Here is a 22,344-nt window from a genome sequence, read left to right on the forward strand (position 1 = left end):
TTTACCTTTGTCTTTATTTTAAGCACAGGTGTACTGTACAGTGCTTATTTTTTGATTATTTAGACAGGGCCGTGATCGATAGACACAGTTAGCCCCTCACAGAGAATGTGAGGCAGTGGCTACTCGTCAAACCACTCCGAAAGGTAGTGAGGAGAGTAGAAATATGTACACAGCGATGTTGCGTTTTTAAACATAATTCCAATCCAAAAGGTTTTTGACAAAGCTAGTATTTGGGTGCTAGCTTACTCGCGATTTAAAAGTTCCTTATTTTTATAGCAAGCATAAAGTTTTACTGCAAGCTATTTTTTATCATTTTTTACATGAGTATAACATTATGGAAAACTTTCGGGAACATCTTGCAAAGAGCCCTAAATGTGGTTTTTTTGCTGCTTTTACACTGGTAATGACCGCTTTTTCGGCGAATATATCTGCAAATCAAACTGAGCAAACCTTGCTGTTAATTGGTGGCGCATTAACGACTTGTTCAAGTTTAAGTCCTAAAAATTGCATTGAAAAAACATCATTAATAGGAAAAAAAGCGAATCAATTTCAATTGACGGGCAAAGCACTAAAAGAAATAAAAAGCCAATGGCCTGATGATAGTACTAATAACCGCAATGAAACCTTGCGGGTTTTATCAAAAATTGCCAAGCAACAGCCTAATCTTATCGATAAAGGGTCTTTGCTATGGGCTTGGCGGGATTTAGATAGCCGCTCGCTCAATAATTTAACTGATCGAGAATATAACTTTGTCACTGATATGCTGGAAGTGGCGGTTGTTGATGCTAAAGGCCAGCGCATAAAAGAAACGGTGCAAAGTAAACAAAATAATGAGCCGGCTGCTAATGATATAGTTAATTTTATTTCTGCAACAGCTAAAGTAAATAGTAAACAGCCGAGCTTATTAGCTATCACAGCATCGAGTCGCGACCCTTATGAATCGGCTGACTTTTACGAAGGCTTACTGGATTTTGATCGTATTAAAAGTTCATGGCTGGCATTAACTCCGGCATTAGCGCAAGCAATCACAACTGGGCAATGTGAAAAGCTAGCGCAATTTCGCCAGCAAAACATGCAGGTGTTTAATCGCCACAAAATCTATCCTGACCGTATTCAAGCTGAGCAACAACTATGCGACGCGGGTGTTGATAATTTAGTTGCAAAAATCGAATCTGCAACAGGTATTATGCTCAACGGTGGCGATCAAAGTTTAACTCGAAAAGTGTTATTTGATGGTACGGGCAAGCCTTATCCATGGACCAATGCTATACGTTCACGTCCGCTATTGGTAGGTACAAGTGCAGGCACAGCCATTCAAAGTGGTGGCAGTAACCAGTTTGGTAGTGTTGCGATGATCACTAATGGCACTAGTTTAGCTGCATTGCGCGATGGTGCGCACGCAGTTTCTGCACCGAGTGAACGTTGTGAAGATGATTGTAATCAAGGGCTAAGCGCAGATACATTAACCTATCAAACTAATGGTGGGCTGGGCAGCTTTAGTGCAGGTATAGTTGACACCCATTTTAGTGAGCGAAATCGCACTGTGCGTTTAGCGACATTGCTTGCAAAAACAGGGCAACAGTATGGCTTTGGTGTTGATGAAACGACAGCCTTGGTGATCATAAAATCACAACTGAGTACGATTGTGACAGTGTTAGGTAAGCATGGGGTAGTGCATTTAAATAAGGGCAAAGATAAATACAGTTTTGATTATTCATTTTGGCCAGCTGGTGCAATTATAGATGTAACACCCCAAGGGTACCAATTAAGCCAACGTACTATAGACAGTGCTTTGCCTGCAATCAAAATACCACCTTTGCCAATGCAGCGTTTCAATAACATACTCACCGATGCTAAATTGCGCTCGCTTACTCAGGCAATGTGTTTAACTAATGAGCAGTCAGCGGTAGGTCAGCAAGATGAGTTTATAGTGACTTTAAATGCCAGCAAAAATACCCAGTATCAGAGAATAAGTCCAAGCAGTTATGGCTGTGCAATTGAACGACTTAGCGTTAATATTACGACGATTCAATGATGCTTTGATGTAGAGCTACTGTTACTCACAGTAGCTCTTCTTTAAATGACAAAGTAATGTGTTAAATTGTCAACAACACCAATTTGGATATATTAGCTACCCATTTCCCCTCAAATCTCACAACCGATGATTGAACATCTGCTTGCTGTGTCGCTTTTCGTTCCAGACGTACAAAATGACTATTTTTAATATTTACTGCAGCTGCATTGTTATGCTCATTAAAGATAAAATTAACTCTTTTTGTACCTGCAATTAGCAATCGAGTTGTTCTGTTTTTTAGCTCACCGTCAAGTCTTTTTACATCACTTTACATGCTCTTAGATCTTTTAAAAATAATTCTCAATTAACATTGGAAAATGTAATAATTTAATTTAGAATGATCGTTCATTCTAAATTAAGGGTAGTTAACATGCAGCGTTCTCGCGTCGTTCTTTTTACTGTCACCGCTTTGGCAAGTGCAGTTGCTTTATCCGGTTGCGATCAAACTCAGCAGGCGAATGCGCCTGCTGCGCAGCCAGCTCCTGTTGGCGTAATTACATTAAAAAGCCAACCATTAACACTTACTAAGGAGCTTCCAGGGCGAGTAACTGCGTCTCAAGTGGCGCAAATTCGTCCTCAGGTAAGCGGTATCATTCAATCACGTTTATTCACTCAAGGTGCTGAAGTCAAAAAAGGTCAGGCTTTATATCAAATCGACCCAGCTACATTCGATGCGCAAGTAGCAAGTAGTAAAGCTGCTATTAGTAAGGCACAAGCAAGCATTGCTAATGCAAAAGCTAAATCAGATCGTTATGCTGAGTTACTAGCAATAAAAGCAGTCAGTCAACAAGATTTTGATGAAGCAGACGCAAGTTATAAAGGCGCGCAGGCTGATTTATTAACAGCTCAAGCGCAGCTTAAAACCGCACAGATCAATCTTAACTATAGTAAGGTTTCATCACCTATTAGTGGTCAAATTGGCAAATCGAACGTGACCGTAGGTGCTTTGGTAAGTGCTAATCAAGCAACCGTATTAGCAACCGTCACTCAGCTTGACCCAATTTATATTGACCTTACCCAATCAAGTAGTGAGTTGACTCGTTTGAAAAAAGCGATTGCTAATGGTGAGCTTGATAAAGATCTTACTGCGCAATCAAAGGTTGAACTCACTATGGAGGATGGCTCTGTGTATCCGCACACTGGCACTTTGCAGTTTTCTGAAGTAACTGTAGATCCAGGTACTGGCTCAGTAACGTTACGCGCCAAATTTCCAAACCCTGAAAAGCTACTATTACCAGGTATGTACGTCAGAGCTGTGGTTGTTGAAGGTGTTAAGTCTAATGCTATTTTAGTGCCGCAACGCGGTGTTAGTCGTAATAGCAAAGGTGAGCCTACAGCTATGGTGGTGAGTAAAGATAATACTGTTGAAGCGCGAGTATTAAAAACTGACCGTACAGTAGGTGCTAACTGGTTAGTGACAAGTGGCTTGAACGACGGCGATCAACTAATTGTTGAAGGTTTACAAAAAATAGCACCGGGCGCACCTGTTAATGCAGTGCCTGCCGAGTCAGCTACTAAAACTCAATAACGGAGTATTTTAATGTCGAGATTTTTTATCGATAGGCCAATTTTTGCATGGGTTCTGGCCATTGTTGTTATGTTGGCTGGAATACTTGCAATAAGGAGCTTGCCTGTAGCGCAGTATCCTTCAATTGCGCCGCCAGCCATTACTATTAGCGCAAGTTATCCTGGTGCGTCAGCACGCACACTTGAAGATTCAGTAACCCAAGTTATTGAACAAAAAATGAAAGGTTTAGATGGCTTGTTGTATATGTCATCAACTTCTGAATCCAGTGGTACAGCAACACTGACACTGACGTTTGATGCAGAAACTGACCCTGATATTGCACAAGTACAAGTACAAAATAAGCTAGCAACAGCTACGCCGTTGTTACCTGAAGAAGTACAACGCCAAGGTGTTGTTGTTGCTAAGTCATCATCTAGCTTTTTACTGGTAGTGGGTTTTGTGTCGCAAGATGGTAGCATGACCAATATTGACATTGGTGATTATGTGTCATCAAACGTGCAAGATATTGTAGCGCGTGTTGATGGGGTGGGCGAAGTACAATTGTTTGGCTCTCAATATGCAATGCGTATTTGGCTCGATCCGGCTAAGTTACAAAGCTATAAACTAACACCAGCGGATATATCTGCGGCGATAAAAGCGCAAAATGCACAGGTATCTGCAGGTCAACTTGGTGGAATGCCGGCGATAGCAGGTCAACAGCTTAATGCGACCGTTACCGCGCAAAGTCGATTACAAACACCTAAGCAGTTTGAAGATATTTTAGTTAAAACCAACAGTGATGGCTCTGTAGTTCGCTTAGTCGATGTCGCAAAAGTAGAGCTTGGTGGTGAAAACTACGGCGTGGTTGCGCGCTTCAACGGCAAACCAGCATCTGGTTTAGGCGTGAAGCTAGCCAGTGGAGCGAACGCCTTGGATACAGCGCAAGGTGTAAAAGATGCACTTGAAGAACTTAAACCATTTTTTCCACAGGGCTTAGAGGCGGTTGTTCCTTATGACACCACTCCTTTTGTTGCATTATCAATCGAAAAAGTAGTGCACACCCTAATAGAAGCGGTTGTTTTGGTATTTGTTGTAATGTACTTATTTTTACAAAACTTCAGAGCAACTATTATCCCAACCATTGCGGTACCTGTCGTATTGTTAGGTACGTTTGGTATTCTATTTACTTTCGGGTATTCAATTAATACCCTCACGATGTTTGCGATGGTATTGGCTATTGGTTTACTCGTAGATGATGCGATTGTTGTTGTAGAAAACGTTGAACGTTTAATGACCGAAGAAAAGCTTTCTGCGGTTGAAGCAACGCGAAAATCGATGGATGAAATTAAAGGGGCACTGGTAGGTATTGCTATGGTGCTGTCGGCTGTATTTATTCCGATGGCATTCTTTAGTGGCTCTACTGGGGTTATTTATCGTCAGTTCTCTATTACCTTAGTGTCGGCGATGGGGCTGTCGGTACTGGTTGCGCTTATTTTAACTCCCGCACTGTGTGCTACGTTATTAAAGCCTAGTCATGTACATACTGATGGTAGCATTATTGGTCGTTTTTTCTCAGGCTTTAATCGTGGTTTTGATAAAACCAATAAAGGTGCGCAAGGTTTTGTTGGTCGTATGATTAAACATTCCAAGCGTTACTTACTAAGCTATGCATTAATTGTAGCTGGCATGGTGGCTATTTTTTCAAGCTTACCAACTGCATTTTTACCTGATGAAGACCAAGGTATTTTGTTTAACCAAGTAATGCTTCCTGCAGGCTCTACTACAGAGCAAACGCTTGAAGTGGTTAAAAAAGTTGAAAACCACTATTTAGAAGATCAATCTGAAGCTGTTAGTTCAATTTTTACGGTAACGGGTTTTAGTTTTGCAGGCTCTGGGCAAAACTCAGCAATTGGTTTTGTTAGCTTAAAGCACTGGGATGAGCGCCAACGTGACGACCTATCAGTGGGAGCCGTTGCAGGAAAAGGCATGGGGTATTTTTCAACGATTAAAGAGGCATTTGTATTTGCTTTTCCACCTCCAGCGATTGTTGAACTCGGTACCGCAAATGGTTTTAATATGTTTTTACAAGACCGTGTTGGTTTAGGCCATGATGAGCTATTAAAAGCGCGTAATCAGTTATTAGGTATGGCGAGTCAAAGTCCAATACTTGCAGGCGTTCGCCCTAATGGGCAAGAAGATATGCCTGAGTTACAGCTGGATATTGACCTTGCAAAAGCAGAAGCGCTGGGTGTGTCGCAAGGTAATATTAATAGTACACTTTCGACGGCGTGGGGTAGTAGTTATGTGAATGACTTTATCGACCGTGGTCGCGTTAAAAAAGTATACCTGCAAGGTCAAGCCGATGCGCGAATGGTGCCTGAGGACTTAAATAAATGGTATGTGCGTAATACAAACGGCGATATGGTGCCATTTTCAGCATTTGCTAGTTCTTACTGGTCTTATGGTTCGCCTCGTTTGGAGCGGTATAACGGCTTTTCAGCAATGGAAATTCAAGGCAGTGCAGCACCAGGCTACAGTACAGGTCAAGCCATGGATGAAATGGAGCGTTTAGTTAAGCAGTTACCACAAGGTATTGCTTCTGAATGGACCGGTATTTCATATCAAGAGCGATCAAGTGGCGGTCAAGCGCCGTTGTTATATGGATTATCACTGTTATTTGTATTTTTATGTTTAGCTGCGCTTTATGAAAGTTGGTCAGTACCATTTGCAGTAATGATGATTGTGCCACTGGGTATTTTTGGTGCGATTATGGCCGCCTTTATGGGTAATTTATCAAACGATATTTACTTACAAGTGGGTTTATTAACCACTATAGGATTAGCGTCAAAAAATGCCATTTTAATCGTTGAGTTTGCGATTCATAAAATGGATGAAGGCTTGAGTGTAGTAGACTCGGCCATTGCGGCTGTGCGACTTCGCTTACGTCCTATTTTAATGACTTCAATGGCATTTGTGTGTGGTGTGCTTCCGTTAGCTATCGCCTCAAGTGCAGGCTCAGGTGCACAAAATGCATTAGGTATTTCAATTATTGGTGGAACACTTGCCGCCTCGTCACTGGTTGTTATTTTTGTACCTTTATTTTTTGTTTTAGTTCGCAGAGCATTCTCAGACAAAACTAAAACAACGTCACAGGAGCAATCATAATGACATTCAAAACGTTAAGCTTAGCGAGTCTAAGCGTATTTGTGCTCAGTGCTTGCCAAATGGCACCTCCGCGTGAAGATATCGTGTTGCCGGTGCCTGATAGCTACGCAATACAGAGTGAGCAAGGTAATACAGCTGATTTAAGATGGCAGCAGTTTTTTGCGAATGAAAAACTGCAACACTTGATTGAGCAAACATTAGTTCATAATAAAGACCTTAAACTTGCCGCACTTAATGTGCAGCAAGTTCGTGCGCTTTATCAAATAGAAGACTCTGCCTTATATCCGTCAATCGATTTTGCTGCGTCGGGCACGCGTCAGCGCTTACCGGGAGACTTAACGTCAACCGGTAATGCACAAATTAGCGAGAGCTACAAAGCTACCGTGGGAATGACCGCGTATGAGCTCGATATATGGGGCAAAATTCGTAATCAATCTGATCAAGCTCTGCAAACTTTGTACGCGTCAGAGCAAACTCAAACGAGTGTAAAAATTAGCTTAATTTCTGAGTTGGTAAGTGCGTGGCTAAATTACGCTGCTGATAAAGAGCAGTTAGCGCTTGCTACGCAAACCCTAAAAAGTCAGCAGGCATCACTGGCGTTAACCGAAAAAAGCTATGCACTTGGCGCGGCATCAAAGTTAACGTTGGCACAAATTGAGAGCACTGTAGCCACCGCAAAAGTTGATATTGCTAACTATCAGCGCTTGTTAAAGCGTGATAAAAATGCCCTTGATTTATTAGTAGGTCAGCCGGTTTCAGCGCAGTTGTTACCTGTTGAGAGTTTAGATGAAGTACTAAATTTCCCGACCGTGCCTGTAGGCTTACCATCCGAGTTACTTGAACAACGTCCTGATATTAAAGCAGCAGAGTTTCAGTTATTAGCTGCTAACGCTAATATCGGTGTTGCAAAGGCGGCATTTTTTCCAAGTATTAGCTTAACGGCTAATGCCGGGAGTGCGTCGAGTGATCTAGATAATTTGTTTTCAAGTGGCACTGGCACTTGGAGCTTTATGCCATCGATCACGATACCGATATTTAATATGGGTCGTAATCAAGCAAACTTAGATGTTGCGCAAACTCAGCAACAGATTGCGCTAACAACCTATGAACAAACGATTCAACAGGCATTTAAAGAAGTCTCTGATGCGCTTGCCGATAGGGAAGGCTATATGCAGCAGCTAAGTGCGCTTGAAGATCTGTATAATAGTAATCAAGTGTCGTTTACACTCTCTGAAGCTCGCTTCGAAAAAGGCGCCGATAGCTATTTACAAGTGCTGGATGCACAACGTAATTGGTACAGTGCTGGGCAACAACTCATTAGCGGTAAAAAAGCCTATATTACGAGCCAAATTAGTTTGTATAAAGCGGTTGGAGGCGGTTGGCAACGATCGGCTCAACAGAGTGAATAGCCATTAGGCTGCGCCATTGTATAGTTTATCACTAGTTTATTAAGTTCTTTGTGGTAACCGACAAAGTTGATGTCAAAGGGCATATAAGCTAGTGATAATTATTAGGTTAAAGAAAAGCAGTGCTTTTCGGAGTTACTATGAAAGAAAAATCTAAGAGACAAACCGACCCTGCACTTGTGCAAGCACGCCGTGAGCAAGTGCTTAGTGCTGCGGCCGATTGTTTTAGACGAAAAGGCTATCATGGCGCAGGAATGGCCGAGATCTCAAAGACCGCAGGGATGAGCGCAGGACATATTTACAATTACTTTGCCAGTAAAGAAGCGATCATTGAATCGATTATAGAACAGGATATGGAAAAACTGTTCTCTATTTTTCAGGAGTATGAAGATCAACCTGGTGACTTAGTAACGATTTTACTCGATGGTTTAGACCACGCAGTGGATCATCATACTGATGTAAACCAAGGTGCACTGGATTTAGAGATGTTCGCTGAAGCTGCGCGCAACGATAAAGTGGCAGAGCAGTTGCGAAAGTCTGATTGTTACGCCAGAGAGAAAATGCGAAATCTTTTATTGAGTGAACGCAGTTTGATAAAAGACCTTAGTGCAACTGAACTTGAAAGTCGTATCGAAGTGATGTTTGCAATGATAAATGGGATTACCATACGTAAAACCCTGAATCCACATGTTGATAAAGCCACGCTATTATTAGCGCTTCGCCCGGCAATGCGGGTGTTGCTCATACCGTTCTAATTAGAGCCGAGGCCTTAAGCGCAAAGAGGTGTCGTTTAATCCTCTTTGCTGCGTTATTTTGGGGCTTAAAGCGTAATACCTTAAATTATAAGTTAGGTATATTTTAGTTTGTTCAGTAAATGATTCTTCACGGCTGGCCACTCTGATGCAATAATTGAATAAACAACAGTATCGCGAATCGATCCATCTCTTGTTATTTGATGGCTGCGTAAAATACCATCTTGTTTAGCGCCTAGCCTTGCAATTGCCTTTCGCGACTGTTGATTAAAAAAGTGTGTTCTAAACTCAACTGCAATGGCATTGTGAGTATCAAATAAATACTTCAACATCAAAAGTTTACATTCAGTATTTACAGGACTTCTTCGTACAGCCTTGGCATACCATGTGTAGCCTAGTAATGCGCGCTTATGCTGTGCGTCTACGTTATAGAATCGAGTTGTGCCAACTATTTTATGGCTACTATTACACCTTACGGCGAAGGCGCTATTGCCGTTTTTGGCTTCAATAATTGCCCGCTCAACATAACTGTGCATTTGTTCTGGCGAAGGAACATTGGCATACCATAATTTCCAAGACTCTCCATCAAGCACCGCATGTTTTAATTCATCAATATGATGTAAGCTTAACACCTCAAGCGTTATAAAGTGCCCAACCAATGGCATTGGTTTTAACCACTGCATATATTTCCCTTACTCCTAGGGCCATTGTTTAATATCTCAACGTTTTGTACATAGAGATGATCCTATAAGGATTCAATGATAGCAACTTACACATTGAATTTTACAATTAATCTGTTGATTTCAGCTATAAATCAATAAACTCAAATCCGCTCCATTGACCACTGTACCGCGATTATTGCGATGGCGAGTGAGCCTGCAGGCATCACCCATTTTTGATACCAGTGATAGTTTCTTGCCCAAATAAGGACTGGTAATGTAACTGCTAATATAGCCAGTTGGCCTATCTCTACACCTAAATTAAATGCTAGCACGCTGAGTAATTGATAGTCACTGGATAGCCCTAATTCACCTAATACACTCGCAAAGCCCATGCCATGCAATAAACCAAAGGCGAATGTGACCCAACCTAAACGCACAACTAATGGCCAAATATTGTTAAGAGCTGCAAACAACACCGATATAGCGATTCCCAATTCTACCCAGCGACTGTTAGGTGTAACTAATTGCATTGCAGTGGCGGTCAGAGTGATTGAATGCGCCAAAGTAAATGCGGTAACTATCCATGCGGTTTGTTTGAAGATCGTGACTTTTGATTCTACACCTTGCCATTTTGCTGATTTTTTTACTAATACACAGGTAAGCAACAATGCAATTAAAAATAAGATATGGTCAAGTCCGAGCCAAATATGCAGCACTCCTTGGTAAACATATTGATTAAAAGTGGTGAGGTAATTGCTTTTAGTAAAATCAAAAGTTTGAAGGGCATTATTTTTACTCATCACGCGAGTTTGTTCATTGATAGTGACAATTGCTTTATGATTGGCATCAGTATCGAAAAATGCCTGATAATGAAATGCTATGGCGCTGTGGTTCGTGTCCAGAGCTGGGCAGGATAATTGCAATTTAACAACCACATAGGGTTGATTAAAATGACTATCAAGTTGCAACGGAGCGTCGCTGGTAAGCGTACATACTTGCTCGTCCGCTGATGTTACCGTCAGTGAGGTCAGGACAAAATCACTTATGGCGCTATGTTTTGCACTGATCTCATGCCATGCGATAGCCCCATCTTGGTTTAAATCAAACGCCACCTGTTGCTCTAAATCGGCAACGTTGATTTGCCAACTACCTGTAAAATGGCTGTCATCAATTGCGTTTAAATTAATATAGCTGGTACTTAATTGGTGTGCTTGAGCTGTTCCTTGCAACATGAAAAATAAACACAGGTTACAAAAAAACGCAGTTACAAATGCGTTCATAAAGAGGCTCCTTGTGCACGTGTAAGTAGTTGCTGATCGGCATCAAGCTTGGCTTGTTGCCAATTTATTTTTGCCCAGTATAGGGCTTTTTCTGGCTGTTTATTGATGTCTAAATAATAGTGAGCTAAATCACTGGCATGGAAACTGTCTTGGCGTAATTCACGCAGCGCCACTCTTTGCGCCATTAAATTTTGCCATTGCGTCAGCGAGGTATCGTTGTAGTGTTGCTCTGCAATTGCTAAGCGCAGCAACAAGGCATCCTCTAAATTTTGTTTTTCATTTACCAGTGCGGGCAAAGTGTTAAGCACTTTTTGATAATTCCCTTGCGCTAAATAAATATCTGCCCATAACACTACAAGGCTGACTGGGGCTGTTTTTAATGGCAATGACTGGATATGAGCGAGCGCTTCATTGGGTTTATTGAGTCTCAGTGCCATTTCAGCCAATATATGGCGGGTATTATCGCTTTGTTTATTACTTGTAATACTGTTTGCTAAACTTTGATAACTTTGTGCTAATTGACCGTCTTGGCTTAGTACATCAAATGTACAGGTATTAATTACATCCATTGCTGTTAGAGCCAAGAGTTTTAAGCATTGTTGTTTGGCGGCTTTAAAGTCACCTTGAACCATTAGCATATTGGCGCGTAATAGATGGGTGTTAACATGGTTAGGATCGCGTTTTAGTACTGCATCGGTGATTGCTAAGGCTGCTGAAAATTGATGTTCACGTTGTAAAACGCGTGCATACATGTAGCCAATTTGTGGTGTGGGAGATTGCGCATAGCGCTGCTGTAACTGGTTTTTTAATAAGCCTTGGCGAAGCTCAGTTTGACCTACTTGTTGGCTATTTATCAGTAACGTCATTAATTCGTCTTGATTAAGGTGTGCGGTATTTATTGCGCGGGCTTTTGCGATGATCTCGTCATCTGCTGGCGTATAAGGTTCAGCCCCTGCATTAACAGAGATCAATAAACAAAGGTAAGTAAAAGCACGGGTGATCATAGCATTCTCCTTAAAAAGGCCATCCATGGCCTGCAAGTTTTATTGTGTGATTTAGTTGTTACCTAACAAATCGTCAAATGTGGCATTTTCATCCGCATTTGTGAATGTACGGCCGTTCACACTCAGTGGCTTATCGGTAGCCGCTTGGTTAAATGCTGCACGGCCTAGTTGTGCAAAATCGACTTCAAGTGCTTCAATAGTGATATCAACCATTGCGGTAACTTGGCTGTTTACCCCATCACTGACTGCAAAGGTAAAGCTATCAGAGCCAGTCGTTTCAAGGTTCGGCGTATAGGTGTAACTACCATCACTATTAACCACTACCATGCCTAGCATTGGCTCAGTAACCAGACTGAAGGTAAGAGTATCTCCTTCAGGATCAGAACCTTGTAGCATGTCTTCAATTACAACTTCGGTTTGTGTGGTTACCATATCAGCTGTTGCTATGGGTGCTTTATTTACCATCGGTGGTATCTCGACGGTGTTATGGTCGTCATCATTGCTACAGCCGCTTAGTGTAAGCGCAGCGAGCAATAACCCAAGATGTGATAATTTAAAATGTTGCATGAGTGTTCTCCTTATTTAGACCCTGCAAGTGGAGTTGCTAGATATGGGAAGCTTGCATCCATCATCGTAGCGTTCACTGGTGCACCATCAGTAAATGGTACGTTACCTACACTGGCATCATCAGATGTGCACAGGCCTAAATCAGTATTTGTACCATTTACTGGAATTGGATAGCATAAGCGACCCATTACCACACGTAGCGCAATATCAACTACATCATCACCAGGACGACGGCCATTTGGGAAACCCGCTAAATCATCGCCAGCAACACCGAATGCTGATTGATCTGCTTGTGCTTTTGCAGCGATATTGGTATTTAGACGCAGCATTTCAGCGCCTGTAACAGTGGCCAATTGATTAACGCCTGGGAAACCAGTTAAAAATGCAGTTACTAAGTCATTACGTGGAAAATTCGTTGGTGCAAGGGTCGCTAGATTTGCCCCTAAGGTGGTGTTAACCGCATCTTTGAACAGAATATTTAATAGCTCTGGTAAAGATGGGTGGGTAACATAATCAATAAATTGACCATCGTCTTTAGGCTGTGAACTTGAGAAGGTATCTTTGTCTTTTAAACCAATTACCAGCTCATTAACAAGTGGATTACCTAAACGAGATACTTGAGTAAGCGCACCACCGTTTACCGCATTGTTCGCAAATTTAGCATTTGGGTTTAAAATACGCGCCTGTGGTAAGCTAGCTGTAGTCCATGTGCCAATAGTGCCATTGCCATTACCAACTACACAGCTTTTAGGTACTTCAATAGCAATTGCGGTCACATTTTTATCTGCTAAGTCATCATTATCTGCCGATTGTGTAATGCCTCCAGGGAAGCCCTCGCCATCACCTGCGCCCGGCGCACTGTCGCCTTCTACCGGCACATAGTTCACTAAGTCAAAGGTTTTGCCTAGGTTCACCACGAATGGATCTTTACGTTGGCCAACAAATACTTTTGCCATACCGTCACAGCCCGGGATCGCTACTTGATATACAAATTGCGCTGCGTAGCTTTTATAGCCATCCATCGATGAAAACGTTTTATCGCCAATATAATCAAGTGGCTTGTGGAATTCATTACTGCTGGTCATGGTATTAGTTAGCATGGTTTTGCTACCTGTACGCTGATCACCTGCGATCATCGTCATAGTGTATGATTCGCTAAAGTTAACTGCGGCATTATTGCCAGCTGCAACACCACCAACATTTTTAAGTGGTACAGCAACGGTACGTTGGTTGCCTTCAGGGCCAACGGTTAATGCAACGCCTTGATTGTCATTAGGCAGCATACTTTTGAAGTTAAAGGCGAAACTAATATCTTCAATCGCATCGCCATCGTTATCAATATGGATGCTGTAGGTTGCATCAGGATCCATGGCAAAATAGTTAGGTCCACCATAGCCATCTTGCAGTGGAATATAGTTTGCAATCAGGGTGACATAATCACCACGGCCTTGTTCATAACTGTTAAATGCATAAAAATCTGTTGAATCTAAAGTCGGGAAACGACTGATATTTGGAGCTTCACGGTGACTTGACGCCTCTGATGGGGCGCTTACTAAGGTACTGCATACTACAACTGCTAATATTGACGGAGTTAAAGCTTTCATGACTTTGTCCTTTAGTTTTAATAAATAGTGGTCATAGTTAATAACGCATGGTGGTCGTAATTAGATGCAAAGAAACGTAAATAAAGTTAATAAAATGTCTTTTTATTTTTATTGTTTTGATTTTAAAACAATAAAAAACCAGCTTGCGCTGGTTTTCAACTATCTTTTATTGCTTTACTACAATAAAATTAATTCAGTAGTGTAAAGTACTTCGCTAGGTAAGCCGTTTGGTGAGCCACCTATTGGCTCTATACTAATTGCTAACAGGGCAATATCTTGCGCGTTAAAACGTGCGTCTTTCAATATTGATTTAACGCCATCTTTAGGAAGTAGCCCTAATGATATTGGTATATCTTGCCCTTTTAAAATCATCCACAGCTCATAATCTTTATCCGTCCTTGCCGTAAGCTGCTCGCTGGCTTTTATTGATAAGCCTTGCTCGTTGATATCAATAAACCATAATGGTTTTTCGCTGGCATCTTTAAACAGTGCAATTTGCTGAGTGTTTTGCCCTACAGGCGTTTGTGGCTGCCAAATAATCAAAGCTAATACTACACAGGCTGCGGTAGCAATTAACGACCACGCTTGCCAAATACCAGTTTTAGGTTGAATAACATTGTTCGATACTACTTGCTGTGGGTCAATACGTTGTGAAATTGCTTCCCAAACATGGCTATCTGGCGGCACAGATTTAATTGAGCTGGCTAAATTATTTAAATGTTGCTCCCACATCCAGGTCGCCTCTCGAACACGATTTGATGAGAGCATCAAACGTTGAAAGCGTTTGCGAGCAGAGCCTTTTAATGTTCCTAACACGTATTCAGCCGCCAACATATCGATGAGTTTTTGATTGTCATAATTCATAACGTTAAGCACCTTTGCAACTGTTGCAGGCCGCGTCTGATCCAGCTTTTTACTGTGCCAAGCGGAGTATCAATATGATCAACTAACTCACTGTGAGTCAAGCCTTTGTAGTAGGCTAAGTGGATCGCCTGTTTTTGCTGTTCATCTAGTTGCTCTATACAATCAACGAGTTTACTTTTATCTTCGTAATCAATAGCTAAAGGTGAGTCAGTTAAATCATCTGAGATTGCTGAGTCGTCATCTAGGGCTTGCTCTTTACGGACTTTATGATAGCGCAAAGAGTCTAAGCTACGATAACGAACAATGCTGATCATCCAGCTGATGACAGTGCCTTTAGTTACTTGATAATCAGATGCATTGTGCCAAATTTTCACAAATGCATCTTGTAGCGCTTCTTCAGCATGTGCACGATTGCTTAACATTTTTAAGCTGATCGCAAACAGCTTTGCACTTGTGGCATTATACAATTTAGCAAATGCCTGTTTATTGCCCTGTGCGGTTGCACTTAGTAGAGGTAATAATTCGTCGGTTTCCATAAAGTTCCTATTTTTATTGTCAGTTGGTAAACGTTTCAGGATGTAAATTGGATGCAAAAAACCAACTAAATGATGGGTGCTTACTATTATTTTCATGCTTTTCCACCAGTTAGCCTAGCAGCAAAATACGGCTTATCAAGTTGAGAAGCTCCGTCGGCTATTTGGTAGCAAGGTTTTACAATCGAAGTTTTGAAGTGATTAATGACTCTTTTAAGTAAAACAATATGGCTGACAAAATTGAAATTTTACCAAATTGCAAAAAAATCCCGTTGCTTACAATAAATGCCTTGTTTTAGTTATGGTTAAACGGTGCATGAATGTCATACAATGGGGTAAAAGTAGACCACATAAGAGAGATTAAAATGGCCGCATTCGGTACCGTATTTATGCCGCAGATGATTCAAGCACGTTTTACTGATAACGCTTGGAGCGAAAGCTCTGTTGTTCCGTCAGATAAAATTGAACTTCATGCTGGTGCACATGTTCTTCACTATTCAAGTACATGTTTTGAGGGGTTAAAAGCATTTCGCCATGAAGACGGCTCAGTTTATATTTTCCGTATGGACGCTAACATTGCCCGCATGAAACAAAGCTCGCATTTATTAAGTTTACCTGAAGTTGATGGAGCCATGCTTGAAAAGATGATCATTGATATTGTTCGCCAATATGCTGATGAAACGCCGTTACCACCGGGCTCTATGTATATTCGTCCAACTCATATCGGTACTGAAGCTGCAATTGGTAAAGCGGCTGTGCCGTCATTAAGTTCATTATTGTATGTGCTATTATCACCTGTTGGTGATTACTTTGCTGGTGGCGCGACTGCGCTGCGAGTATTGTTAGAAGAAGATGGTATGCGCTGTGCCCCACACATGGGTATGATCAAAAGCGGTGGTAACTACGCTAGCGCATTAGCACCCATTACGGCAGCACGCTTGCAACATCAAGCCGACCAAATTCTATTCTGTCCAGGCGGTGATGTACAAGAAACTGGTGCCGCAAACTTTATTTTAATTGATGGTAATGAAATTATTACTAAAGCGCTAGACAGCACCTTTTTACATGGCGTGACGCGCAGCAGTATTTTAACCATCGCTAAAGATTTAGGTATGACAGTATCCGAGCGCAATTTTACAGTCACTGAATTACTTGAGCGTGCTGCAAAACCGGGTACTGAAGCTGCTTTATCTGGCACTGCTGCGGTATTAACCCCAGTGGGTACTTTTATTCATAATGATAAAGAATACAAAGTGGGCAGTGGTGAAGCAGGGCCAACGACAATGCGTTTGCGCCAAGCCCTTAACGATATTCAATGGGGTAAAGCACCAGACACCCATGGCTGGTTAACCAAAATCGACGTGTAAAGTTAAACGATATGTTTTTATAAAAAGCCTAGGTTATTTATAACCTAGGCTTTTTTATGGTCTAAGTTATTTAATAATCTATACTTTCAACTGTGTAAGTTAGCTGCAAAGGTGTGTAAAAATAACGTATGTAAACACAGCAAGTATCACTAAACTAATCAGTTGATATCTTAATGCTATGAAATATATATGAATATTTATTTCTGTGAAATTTTATTAGTGGCGCATAGATTGCATTTCTATTTGGGTATAACTAACGACAAAAGGAGCGTTTATGTGGGCCGCAATAAGTTACTTATTATTGGCAATTGTATTTATCATTATGGGGTGGCAGGTTAGTCCTAGCTATTTTTCGCTGCTATTCTATTGGACGGCTTTATCTTTATTACTGGTAAGCGGTGCCTATTTTTTTAATATTGCAAAAATTTTTCGTAAACGAGAAAACGGTGTTATCCCGTTTTACATTCGTTGGGCTTTCATACCTTTTTTATTGGGGGCACAAGTTTATAACGCGTGGAGCCGAAAGCACGATAAAGTACCGCCATTACAACAAATTAACGAACACTTATTTTTAGCCTGTCGGTTATTCCCTTCAGATATAGATACTTTAAAAGATAACGGTATTACCGCGATTTTAGATGTAACCTGTGAATTTGATGGACTTGAATGGTCATCAACACAAGAAAACATAAACTATTTAAATATCCCTGTGCTTGATCATCGAGTCCCAACACGTTCGCAGCTTAATCAAGCGATTAACTGGATTGCCCATCATATTAAAGATAATCGTCGAGTGGTGGTGCATTGTGCGTTGGGTCGTGGTCGATCGGTGTTTGTGATGGCGGCTTATTTACTCAGTCAAAATAAGGAGGCTGATGTACATCAAGTGCTTGCGCAAATAAAAGAAACACGCGAAACCGCTAATTTAAATAAACACCAACTACGTCAACTAGTTAAACGCCATAGAAAGGGTGAGTTATTAATCAAAAATAAAGCGGTATTAATTGCTAATCCAGTTTCCGGCACTAAGTTATGGCAGCAAAAAGAGCATTTAATTGTTGCGCGTTTATCTGCTTATTATAACTTAAAAGTGATGATCACATCAGTCGAGAAAAATGGGATTGTGTTGGCCAAACAAGCGATAGCTGATAAGCCAGATATGATCATCGCCTGCGGAGGCGATGGCACAGTGGCAGAAGTGGCAAGTGTTTTGGTAAACACAGACTGTAAATTAGGTATTATCCCATTTGGCACAGCCAATGCTCTAGCACATGTTTTAATGGGAATTAAGTCAAAGTTGATCCCTGTGGAAGTAGCATGTGATTTGATTATTGAAGGGCAAACCAAGCAAATGGATACAGCATATTGCAATGGTGAGTTAATGCTGCTGTTAGCAGGGATTGGCTTTGAACAACACATGATTGAAAAAGCCGATCGGGATACTAAAAACGAGCTTGGTCAGTTCGCATATTTACAGGGCTTCTGGCAAGCTTTAGGCGAACAAAAAGCCCAAGATTTCACAGTACAGCTAGATGATAACGAGCCGCAGCAAATACATACCAATAGTTTAATTGTCGCTAATGCTGCACCTTTTACTACTTTACTAGCGCAAGGTGGGGGACAGCCTGATCACTATGATGGCTTGCTCGATGTTAATTGGCTTACTCCAAACCAAGACGCATCAGCCAATGTATTAAGTATTGCTGAGCTGGTATTTAGCAGTATTACCCAAGCACATTTTGCGATTAATTCACATCATACCAATGCGCGCCGCGTTGCAATATCGGCGACTCAGGAAATAAAATATGTACTTGATGGTGAAGTTAAAAGTGCTGATAAATTGATCATTGAAATTACTCCGCAATCACTGGCGGTGATCTGTGCAGAGCAGGTCGAGTAACTGAACTTGTTGCGCGTTATAAGCTATAACGCGCAATGGCTGTTACTTCTTTTTAATACTAGGCCACACAAAGCCACTGTTTTGCGGTTGTGCATCGACACAGTTATCGAGGTATAACTGCTCGACCTTGGTACGAGCCCAAGGTGTTTTACGTAAAAATTTTAGGCTCGATTTTACACTTGGGTCTGATTTAAAACAGCGAATATCAACATGCTCACCCATCGCTTTCCAGCCAAGTGTTTGCTCGAGTTTTACTACTATTTGTTCGAGTGTAATGCCATGTAACGGGTTGTTTGCTTGCTGATTCATAATTCACTATTGCTTGATAAAAGTCGCTGCTATTGTAACGTAACTGTGCGTTGATACCAATTCTATTAATTAACGCGAATTGTTTTAGGAGCGGTTGGGTAAATAATTTCATTTTGCTCGTTGAGCATTAACCAATTTAACGCGCTATTATTGTGATGAGGGTTTTTTGCTGCACAAATCACCCGCACATTAGCCATTATAATAATCGCACCTTCGCTGTAGCGTTGATCTTCAAACCAACAGAGTTGTTGCTCGCTAACTATATTTTTTGCGTCAAGAAACAAGGCTGGTTTTTGATTATTACTGAAACTATTAGCCGAGTAAATTACACTGATAAAACAGATGCCTATAATCGTTATAATTCGCATATTTAGCCTTTGCATTAAAAAATAACTACACTAAGCTTATACCTAAGTTATCCCAAAATACTAGTTTCAGTTGCAATTAAATGCGTTTAAACCAGCCCACTTAGGGTTTTAGGGTGACTTGGCCATAAAATGTGTTAGGGTAAAATCCACAAAAATAATTTTCTAAAGACAAGGTGAGCACATGCAATTTAAACAAACGATGATTGACGAATTTACACTGTTAGCAAAATTTCCATTAACCAGTAAAATGCAAGGTATTAAGTTACATAGTGATGCTGATGAAAGCTTATTAAGCGCGGCACAACGATTGTTTGATAAAGGTATTATAGATAGCCCAGATGGCGGTTACTTAACCGATCTGGGCTTAGATCTGATAGAGCACGTAACCGTGCTACACAGTGCGTTGGGTAATTAAAAAATATCAGGCTGCATCCGGTTGGTTTTGTGGTGCAGCATCAATAAATGCATCAAGCTTGTTACAACGTTCATAAATGGCTGCTATTTTCGGATACGCAGTCATATCAACGTTAAAACGATAAGCATTAAATACTTGCGGCACTAAACACACATCAGCAAGGCTAGGTTTATCACCCACACAATATTCATTTGTATGATCAAGTAGCTGTTCAATTTTTTCAAAACCAACCTCTACCCAATGACGATACCAGGTATTTTTGATTGCATCGTCAGCACCAAGTTCACCGCTTAAATATTTCAGTACCCGTAGGTTATCAATAGGATGAATATCGCAGGCAATGGCATAACATAAATTACGGATCTGGGCTTTTTGCCAGGCATCACCAAATAATAGTGGTGTGTCGGGGTGTGTTTCTTCAAGGTATTCTAAAATTGCCATCGATTGTGCGAGTACACCGTCATTGGTTTCCAGCGCAGGTAATAACCCTTGCGGGTTTTTATCTAGGTATTCAGGTGCTTGTTGCTCAGATTTTAGTAAGTTAACAGTTACTAACTCATGCTGAATATTTTTTAAATTAAGCGCAATACGCACGCGATATGCGGCAGATGAACGAAAATATGTATAAAGTTTCATGGTTCAATTATCCTTGTGGGCCACTGTAGTGTTTTTTAATAGTACGCCAGCAGTCAGTGTAGTTAGGTTGGCGCTCTTTGCCTTCTAATGCGTATTTTGTTGGTGAAATAACGTAACGTGATTCAAACATAAACGCGAGGGTATTTTCGTAGCGTTGCGGTTCAAGCTCTGCGTTAGAGGCCTTTTCAAATACATCAGCTTCTGGGCCATGCGGTGACATACAATTATGTAAACTCATGCCTCCTGGTACAAAACCGTGCTCTTTGGCGTCGTACACGCCTTCAATTAAGCCCATAAATTCACTCATAATATTGCGGTGATAATAGGGTGGGCGAAAAGTGTTTTCTGCCACCATCCAGCGTGGAGGAAAAATTGCAAAATCAATATTAGCAACGCCTTCTGTGCCTGATGGGGATGTCAGTACTGTGAAAATAGACGGATCCGGATGATCAAAGCTCACTGTATTCATTACATTAAAACGTGCTAAATCATATTTATAGGGTGCACTGTTGCCCGTCCAGGCTACAACATCTAAAGGGGAGTGGCCTATATCACAGCGGAACATATTACCGTTGAACTTAGCAACCAACTCAAACTCACCTTCTTTATCTTCAAAGGCAGCAACAGGGTATTGAAAATCACGGTCGTTAGCGTAGCCGTTGGCTCCCACTGGGCCGCGCTCAGCTAACACATAAGCATGACCATAATTTTCACAGATATAACCACGAGCAGTATCAGAGAGCAAAACGACTTGGAATTTAATGCCACGCGGGATCACTGCGATTTCACCCGCTTTAATCGTTAAATTACCACATTCTGTTTTCAGCAGTAACTGACCTTGCTGCGGCACAAATAACATTTCGCCGTCGGCATTATAAAAATAACGATCAGTCATTGATTTATTCGCTACATAAACATGGATGCCAATTCCTGTTTGGCCATTGGCGCTGCCGTTTGCAGCCATAGTGATCAAACCATCAATGAAATCGGTTGGTGTGGTTGGAATATCAATTGGATCCCAACGAAGCATTGTAGGTGGAGTCGGGACTTCGGTAATTGGGGCGGTGCGAATTAAACCGTTATCAATTGCGCTGTAATCACCTTGGACAACCGATGGGCGAATACGGTACATCCAAGTGCGGCGGTTATCAGCACGCGGCGCGGTAAATGCGGTGGTACTAAATTGTTCAGCGTATAAATCGTATTTTACTTTTTGCGGGCTAAACTGCCCAATAGGCAATGCGCCAGGCAGAGCTTCGGTTTCAAACTCATTGCCAAATCCTGTCATATATTTTAATTCGCTGGTCATCACTCGACTCCTTTATGTTTTACTGTAAGATACTCTCAAGTGAGACTAAATTCAAACATCGTGCTTTTTGTCACTGTACATATTTATGGACACTTAAACATGATTGTAAATTAAGAGGACATAGCCGTTATGGCTCTCGATTTAGAGACATTTTTACCTTATCGTCTGGCTAACTTAGCCAGTAAAATGAGTGAACAGTTTGCACCCGTATATCAACAACAAAGTGATTTAAGCATTCCTCAGTGGCGTATTTTGTTTAATTTAGCCCAGTTTGGACAAAGCAACGCGAAAGCATTGTGCGAGCAAGCAGCAATGGATAAATCCACGGTATCGCGTGCTATTAAGGCATTGATAGATAAACACTATGTAGTGAGTTTAATCGATCCAGCAGATAAACGCGCCAGCTTGTTAGCGTTGAGTGAGCAAGGGTTGGGCTTGTATCAGCAATTAGCCCCAGCTGCTTTAGCGTGGGAGAAGAATCTGTTGGATGTTTTAACTCAAGCCGAGTATCAAACCTTGCTTAGTTGTTTAGATAAGTTAACTAGTAAATTAGATGAATAAAACAAAAAGCCCATCAAAAGATGGGCTTTAAAATTAATTTAATTTGTAAGTTACTTTAGCA

The 22,344-nt window shown here is 41.2% G+C and carries 20 protein-coding genes; 9 read left to right on the forward strand and 11 right to left on the reverse strand.

From position 1 onward, the window contains the following. The first annotated feature begins 334 nt into the window (after nucleotides 1-334). The 5 genes from H5163_RS00775 (at nucleotide 335) to H5163_RS00795 (ending at nucleotide 8,907) form a co-directional block, all read left to right on the forward strand. Nucleotides 335-2,035 (forward strand): cyanophycinase, encoded by a 1,701-nt coding sequence (locus tag H5163_RS00775; RefSeq protein ID WP_182730779.1) that lies wholly within the window; start codon nucleotides 335-337, stop codon nucleotides 2,033-2,035. 409 nt (nucleotides 2,036-2,444) lie between these two features. Continuing rightward, nucleotides 2,445-3,602, forward strand: a complete 1,158-nt coding sequence (locus tag H5163_RS00780) for an efflux RND transporter periplasmic adaptor subunit (protein ID WP_182730778.1) — start codon at nucleotides 2,445-2,447, stop codon at nucleotides 3,600-3,602. 12 nt (nucleotides 3,603-3,614) lie between these two features. Beyond that, nucleotides 3,615-6,746, forward strand: a complete 3,132-nt coding sequence (locus tag H5163_RS00785; RefSeq protein WP_182733972.1) for an efflux RND transporter permease subunit — start codon at nucleotides 3,615-3,617, stop codon at nucleotides 6,744-6,746. Then, a complete protein-coding gene (locus H5163_RS00790; protein ID WP_182733974.1) occupies nucleotides 6,746-8,155 on the forward strand; it encodes an efflux transporter outer membrane subunit in 1,410 nt (469 codons plus the stop codon). Before H5163_RS00785 ends, H5163_RS00790 begins: the two co-directional genes overlap by 1 nt. Nucleotides 8,156-8,292: 137 nt before the next feature. Next, a complete protein-coding gene (locus tag H5163_RS00795; protein ID WP_182730775.1) occupies nucleotides 8,293-8,907 on the forward strand; it encodes a TetR/AcrR family transcriptional regulator in 615 nt (204 codons plus the stop codon). A 92-nt stretch (nucleotides 8,908-8,999) separates the two neighbouring features. Here H5163_RS00795 and H5163_RS00800 read toward each other — a convergent pair whose 3' ends face one another. The 7 genes from H5163_RS00800 to H5163_RS00830 form a co-directional block, all read right to left on the reverse strand. Further along, nucleotides 9,000-9,587: a GNAT family N-acetyltransferase gene (locus H5163_RS00800; protein WP_182733975.1), complete on the reverse strand. Its 588-nt coding sequence runs from the start codon at nucleotides 9,585-9,587 to the stop codon at nucleotides 9,000-9,002. Between the two features lie 140 nt (nucleotides 9,588-9,727). Continuing rightward, complete coding sequence (locus tag H5163_RS00805) at nucleotides 9,728-10,846, reverse strand: HupE/UreJ family protein (protein WP_182733977.1); 1,119 nt, start codon at nucleotides 10,844-10,846, stop codon at nucleotides 9,728-9,730. Beyond that, nucleotides 10,843-11,850 carry a hypothetical protein gene (locus tag H5163_RS00810; RefSeq protein ID WP_182733979.1) on the reverse strand — a complete coding sequence of 336 codons (1,008 nt, stop codon included), beginning with the start codon at nucleotides 11,848-11,850 and terminating at the stop codon, nucleotides 10,843-10,845. The genes H5163_RS00805 and H5163_RS00810 overlap by 4 nt, the downstream gene beginning before the upstream one ends. Nucleotides 11,851-11,901: 51 nt before the next feature. Beyond that, nucleotides 11,902-12,417, reverse strand: a complete 516-nt coding sequence (locus H5163_RS00815; protein ID WP_145234389.1) for an Ig-like domain-containing protein — start codon at nucleotides 12,415-12,417, stop codon at nucleotides 11,902-11,904. 11 nt (nucleotides 12,418-12,428) lie between these two features. Then, the gene (locus H5163_RS00820; RefSeq protein WP_145234387.1) at nucleotides 12,429-14,021 is read right to left on the reverse strand and encodes a DUF4331 domain-containing protein; all 1,593 of its coding nucleotides are present in this window, start codon (nucleotides 14,019-14,021) and stop codon (nucleotides 12,429-12,431) included. A gap of 177 nt (nucleotides 14,022-14,198) precedes the next feature. Beyond that, nucleotides 14,199-14,885 (reverse strand): anti-sigma factor domain-containing protein, encoded by a 687-nt coding sequence (locus H5163_RS00825; RefSeq protein ID WP_145234383.1) that lies wholly within the window; start codon nucleotides 14,883-14,885, stop codon nucleotides 14,199-14,201. Further along, the gene (locus tag H5163_RS00830; RefSeq protein WP_182734204.1) at nucleotides 14,882-15,421 is read right to left on the reverse strand and encodes a sigma-70 family RNA polymerase sigma factor; all 540 of its coding nucleotides are present in this window, start codon (nucleotides 15,419-15,421) and stop codon (nucleotides 14,882-14,884) included. Before H5163_RS00830 ends, H5163_RS00825 begins: the two co-directional genes overlap by 4 nt. 362 nt (nucleotides 15,422-15,783) lie before the next feature. Here H5163_RS00830 and H5163_RS00835 point away from each other — a divergent pair, with 362 nt between their 5' ends. Continuing rightward, on the forward strand, nucleotides 15,784-16,785 hold the full coding sequence (locus H5163_RS00835; protein ID WP_149979978.1) for a branched-chain amino acid aminotransferase: 1,002 nt from the start codon (nucleotides 15,784-15,786) through the stop codon (nucleotides 16,783-16,785). A 274-nt stretch (nucleotides 16,786-17,059) separates the two neighbouring features. Continuing rightward, on the forward strand, nucleotides 17,060-18,685 hold the full coding sequence (locus tag H5163_RS00840) for a diacylglycerol kinase family protein (RefSeq protein WP_145234378.1): 1,626 nt from the start codon (nucleotides 17,060-17,062) through the stop codon (nucleotides 18,683-18,685). Between the two features lie 42 nt (nucleotides 18,686-18,727). Here the strand turns inward: H5163_RS00840 and H5163_RS00845 are convergent, their stop codons facing one another. Beyond that, on the reverse strand, nucleotides 18,728-18,994 hold the full coding sequence (locus tag H5163_RS00845; RefSeq protein ID WP_145234376.1) for a VF530 family DNA-binding protein: 267 nt from the start codon (nucleotides 18,992-18,994) through the stop codon (nucleotides 18,728-18,730). Between the two features lie 65 nt (nucleotides 18,995-19,059). Then, entirely contained in the window at nucleotides 19,060-19,362 is a 303-nt protein-coding gene (locus tag H5163_RS00850; RefSeq protein WP_182730768.1) for a DUF1496 domain-containing protein, read from the reverse strand. A gap of 181 nt (nucleotides 19,363-19,543) precedes the next feature. Between H5163_RS00850 and H5163_RS00855 the strand changes: the two genes are divergently transcribed. Beyond that, the gene (locus tag H5163_RS00855) at nucleotides 19,544-19,777 is read left to right on the forward strand and encodes a TIGR02647 family protein (protein WP_145234371.1); all 234 of its coding nucleotides are present in this window, start codon (nucleotides 19,544-19,546) and stop codon (nucleotides 19,775-19,777) included. Between the two features lie 6 nt (nucleotides 19,778-19,783). On the opposite strand, the gene maiA is transcribed toward H5163_RS00855, so the two are convergent. Together maiA and hmgA are read right to left on the reverse strand one after the other, a co-directional pair. Further along, nucleotides 19,784-20,413: a maleylacetoacetate isomerase gene (maiA, locus tag H5163_RS00860; protein WP_182717586.1), complete on the reverse strand. Its 630-nt coding sequence runs from the start codon at nucleotides 20,411-20,413 to the stop codon at nucleotides 19,784-19,786. Between the two features lie 7 nt (nucleotides 20,414-20,420). Then, the gene (gene hmgA / locus H5163_RS00865) at nucleotides 20,421-21,722 is read right to left on the reverse strand and encodes a homogentisate 1,2-dioxygenase (protein WP_182733980.1); all 1,302 of its coding nucleotides are present in this window, start codon (nucleotides 21,720-21,722) and stop codon (nucleotides 20,421-20,423) included. A gap of 129 nt (nucleotides 21,723-21,851) precedes the next feature. On the opposite strand from hmgA, the gene H5163_RS00870 reads away from it, so the two are divergent. After that, entirely contained in the window at nucleotides 21,852-22,283 is a 432-nt protein-coding gene (locus H5163_RS00870; RefSeq protein WP_149979983.1) for a MarR family winged helix-turn-helix transcriptional regulator, read from the forward strand. Nucleotides 22,284-22,344: the final 61 nt, after the last annotated feature.

It is taken from the genome of Pseudoalteromonas sp. SG44-8 (genome assembly GCF_014164125.1).
Lineage (GTDB): Bacteria > Pseudomonadota > Gammaproteobacteria > Enterobacterales > Alteromonadaceae > Pseudoalteromonas > Pseudoalteromonas rhizosphaerae.

Coding starts and splice junctions, on each gene's coding strand:
- H5163_RS00850 (WP_182730768.1), bottom strand. CDS start 19,362: ATGCGAATTATAACGATTATAGGCATCTGTTTTATCAGTGTAATTTAC.
- H5163_RS00810 (WP_182733979.1), bottom strand. CDS start 11,850: ATGATCACCCGTGCTTTTACTTACCTTTGTTTATTGATCTCTGTTAAT.
- H5163_RS00800 (WP_182733975.1), bottom strand. CDS start 9,587: ATGCAGTGGTTAAAACCAATGCCATTGGTTGGGCACTTTATAACGCTT.
- H5163_RS00845 (WP_145234376.1), bottom strand. CDS start 18,994: ATGAATCAGCAAGCAAACAACCCGTTACATGGCATTACACTCGAACAA.
- H5163_RS00870 (WP_149979983.1), top strand. CDS start 21,852: ATGGCTCTCGATTTAGAGACATTTTTACCTTATCGTCTGGCTAACTTA.
- H5163_RS00830 (WP_182734204.1), bottom strand. CDS start 15,421: ATGGAAACCGACGAATTATTACCTCTACTAAGTGCAACCGCACAGGGC.
- H5163_RS00795 (WP_182730775.1), top strand. CDS start 8,293: ATGAAAGAAAAATCTAAGAGACAAACCGACCCTGCACTTGTGCAAGCA.
- H5163_RS00790 (WP_182733974.1), top strand. CDS start 6,746: ATGACATTCAAAACGTTAAGCTTAGCGAGTCTAAGCGTATTTGTGCTC.
- H5163_RS00785 (WP_182733972.1), top strand. CDS start 3,615: ATGTCGAGATTTTTTATCGATAGGCCAATTTTTGCATGGGTTCTGGCC.
- H5163_RS00840 (WP_145234378.1), top strand. CDS start 17,060: ATGTGGGCCGCAATAAGTTACTTATTATTGGCAATTGTATTTATCATT.
- H5163_RS00780 (WP_182730778.1), top strand. CDS start 2,445: ATGCAGCGTTCTCGCGTCGTTCTTTTTACTGTCACCGCTTTGGCAAGT.
- H5163_RS00825 (WP_145234383.1), bottom strand. CDS start 14,885: ATGAATTATGACAATCAAAAACTCATCGATATGTTGGCGGCTGAATAC.
- H5163_RS00855 (WP_145234371.1), top strand. CDS start 19,544: ATGCAATTTAAACAAACGATGATTGACGAATTTACACTGTTAGCAAAA.
- H5163_RS00775 (WP_182730779.1), top strand. CDS start 335: ATGGAAAACTTTCGGGAACATCTTGCAAAGAGCCCTAAATGTGGTTTT.
- hmgA (WP_182733980.1), bottom strand. CDS start 21,722: ATGACCAGCGAATTAAAATATATGACAGGATTTGGCAATGAGTTTGAA.
- H5163_RS00820 (WP_145234387.1), bottom strand. CDS start 14,021: ATGAAAGCTTTAACTCCGTCAATATTAGCAGTTGTAGTATGCAGTACC.
- H5163_RS00815 (WP_145234389.1), bottom strand. CDS start 12,417: ATGCAACATTTTAAATTATCACATCTTGGGTTATTGCTCGCTGCGCTT.
- H5163_RS00835 (WP_149979978.1), top strand. CDS start 15,784: ATGGCCGCATTCGGTACCGTATTTATGCCGCAGATGATTCAAGCACGT.
- H5163_RS00805 (WP_182733977.1), bottom strand. CDS start 10,846: ATGAACGCATTTGTAACTGCGTTTTTTTGTAACCTGTGTTTATTTTTC.
- maiA (WP_182717586.1), bottom strand. CDS start 20,413: ATGAAACTTTATACATATTTTCGTTCATCTGCCGCATATCGCGTGCGT.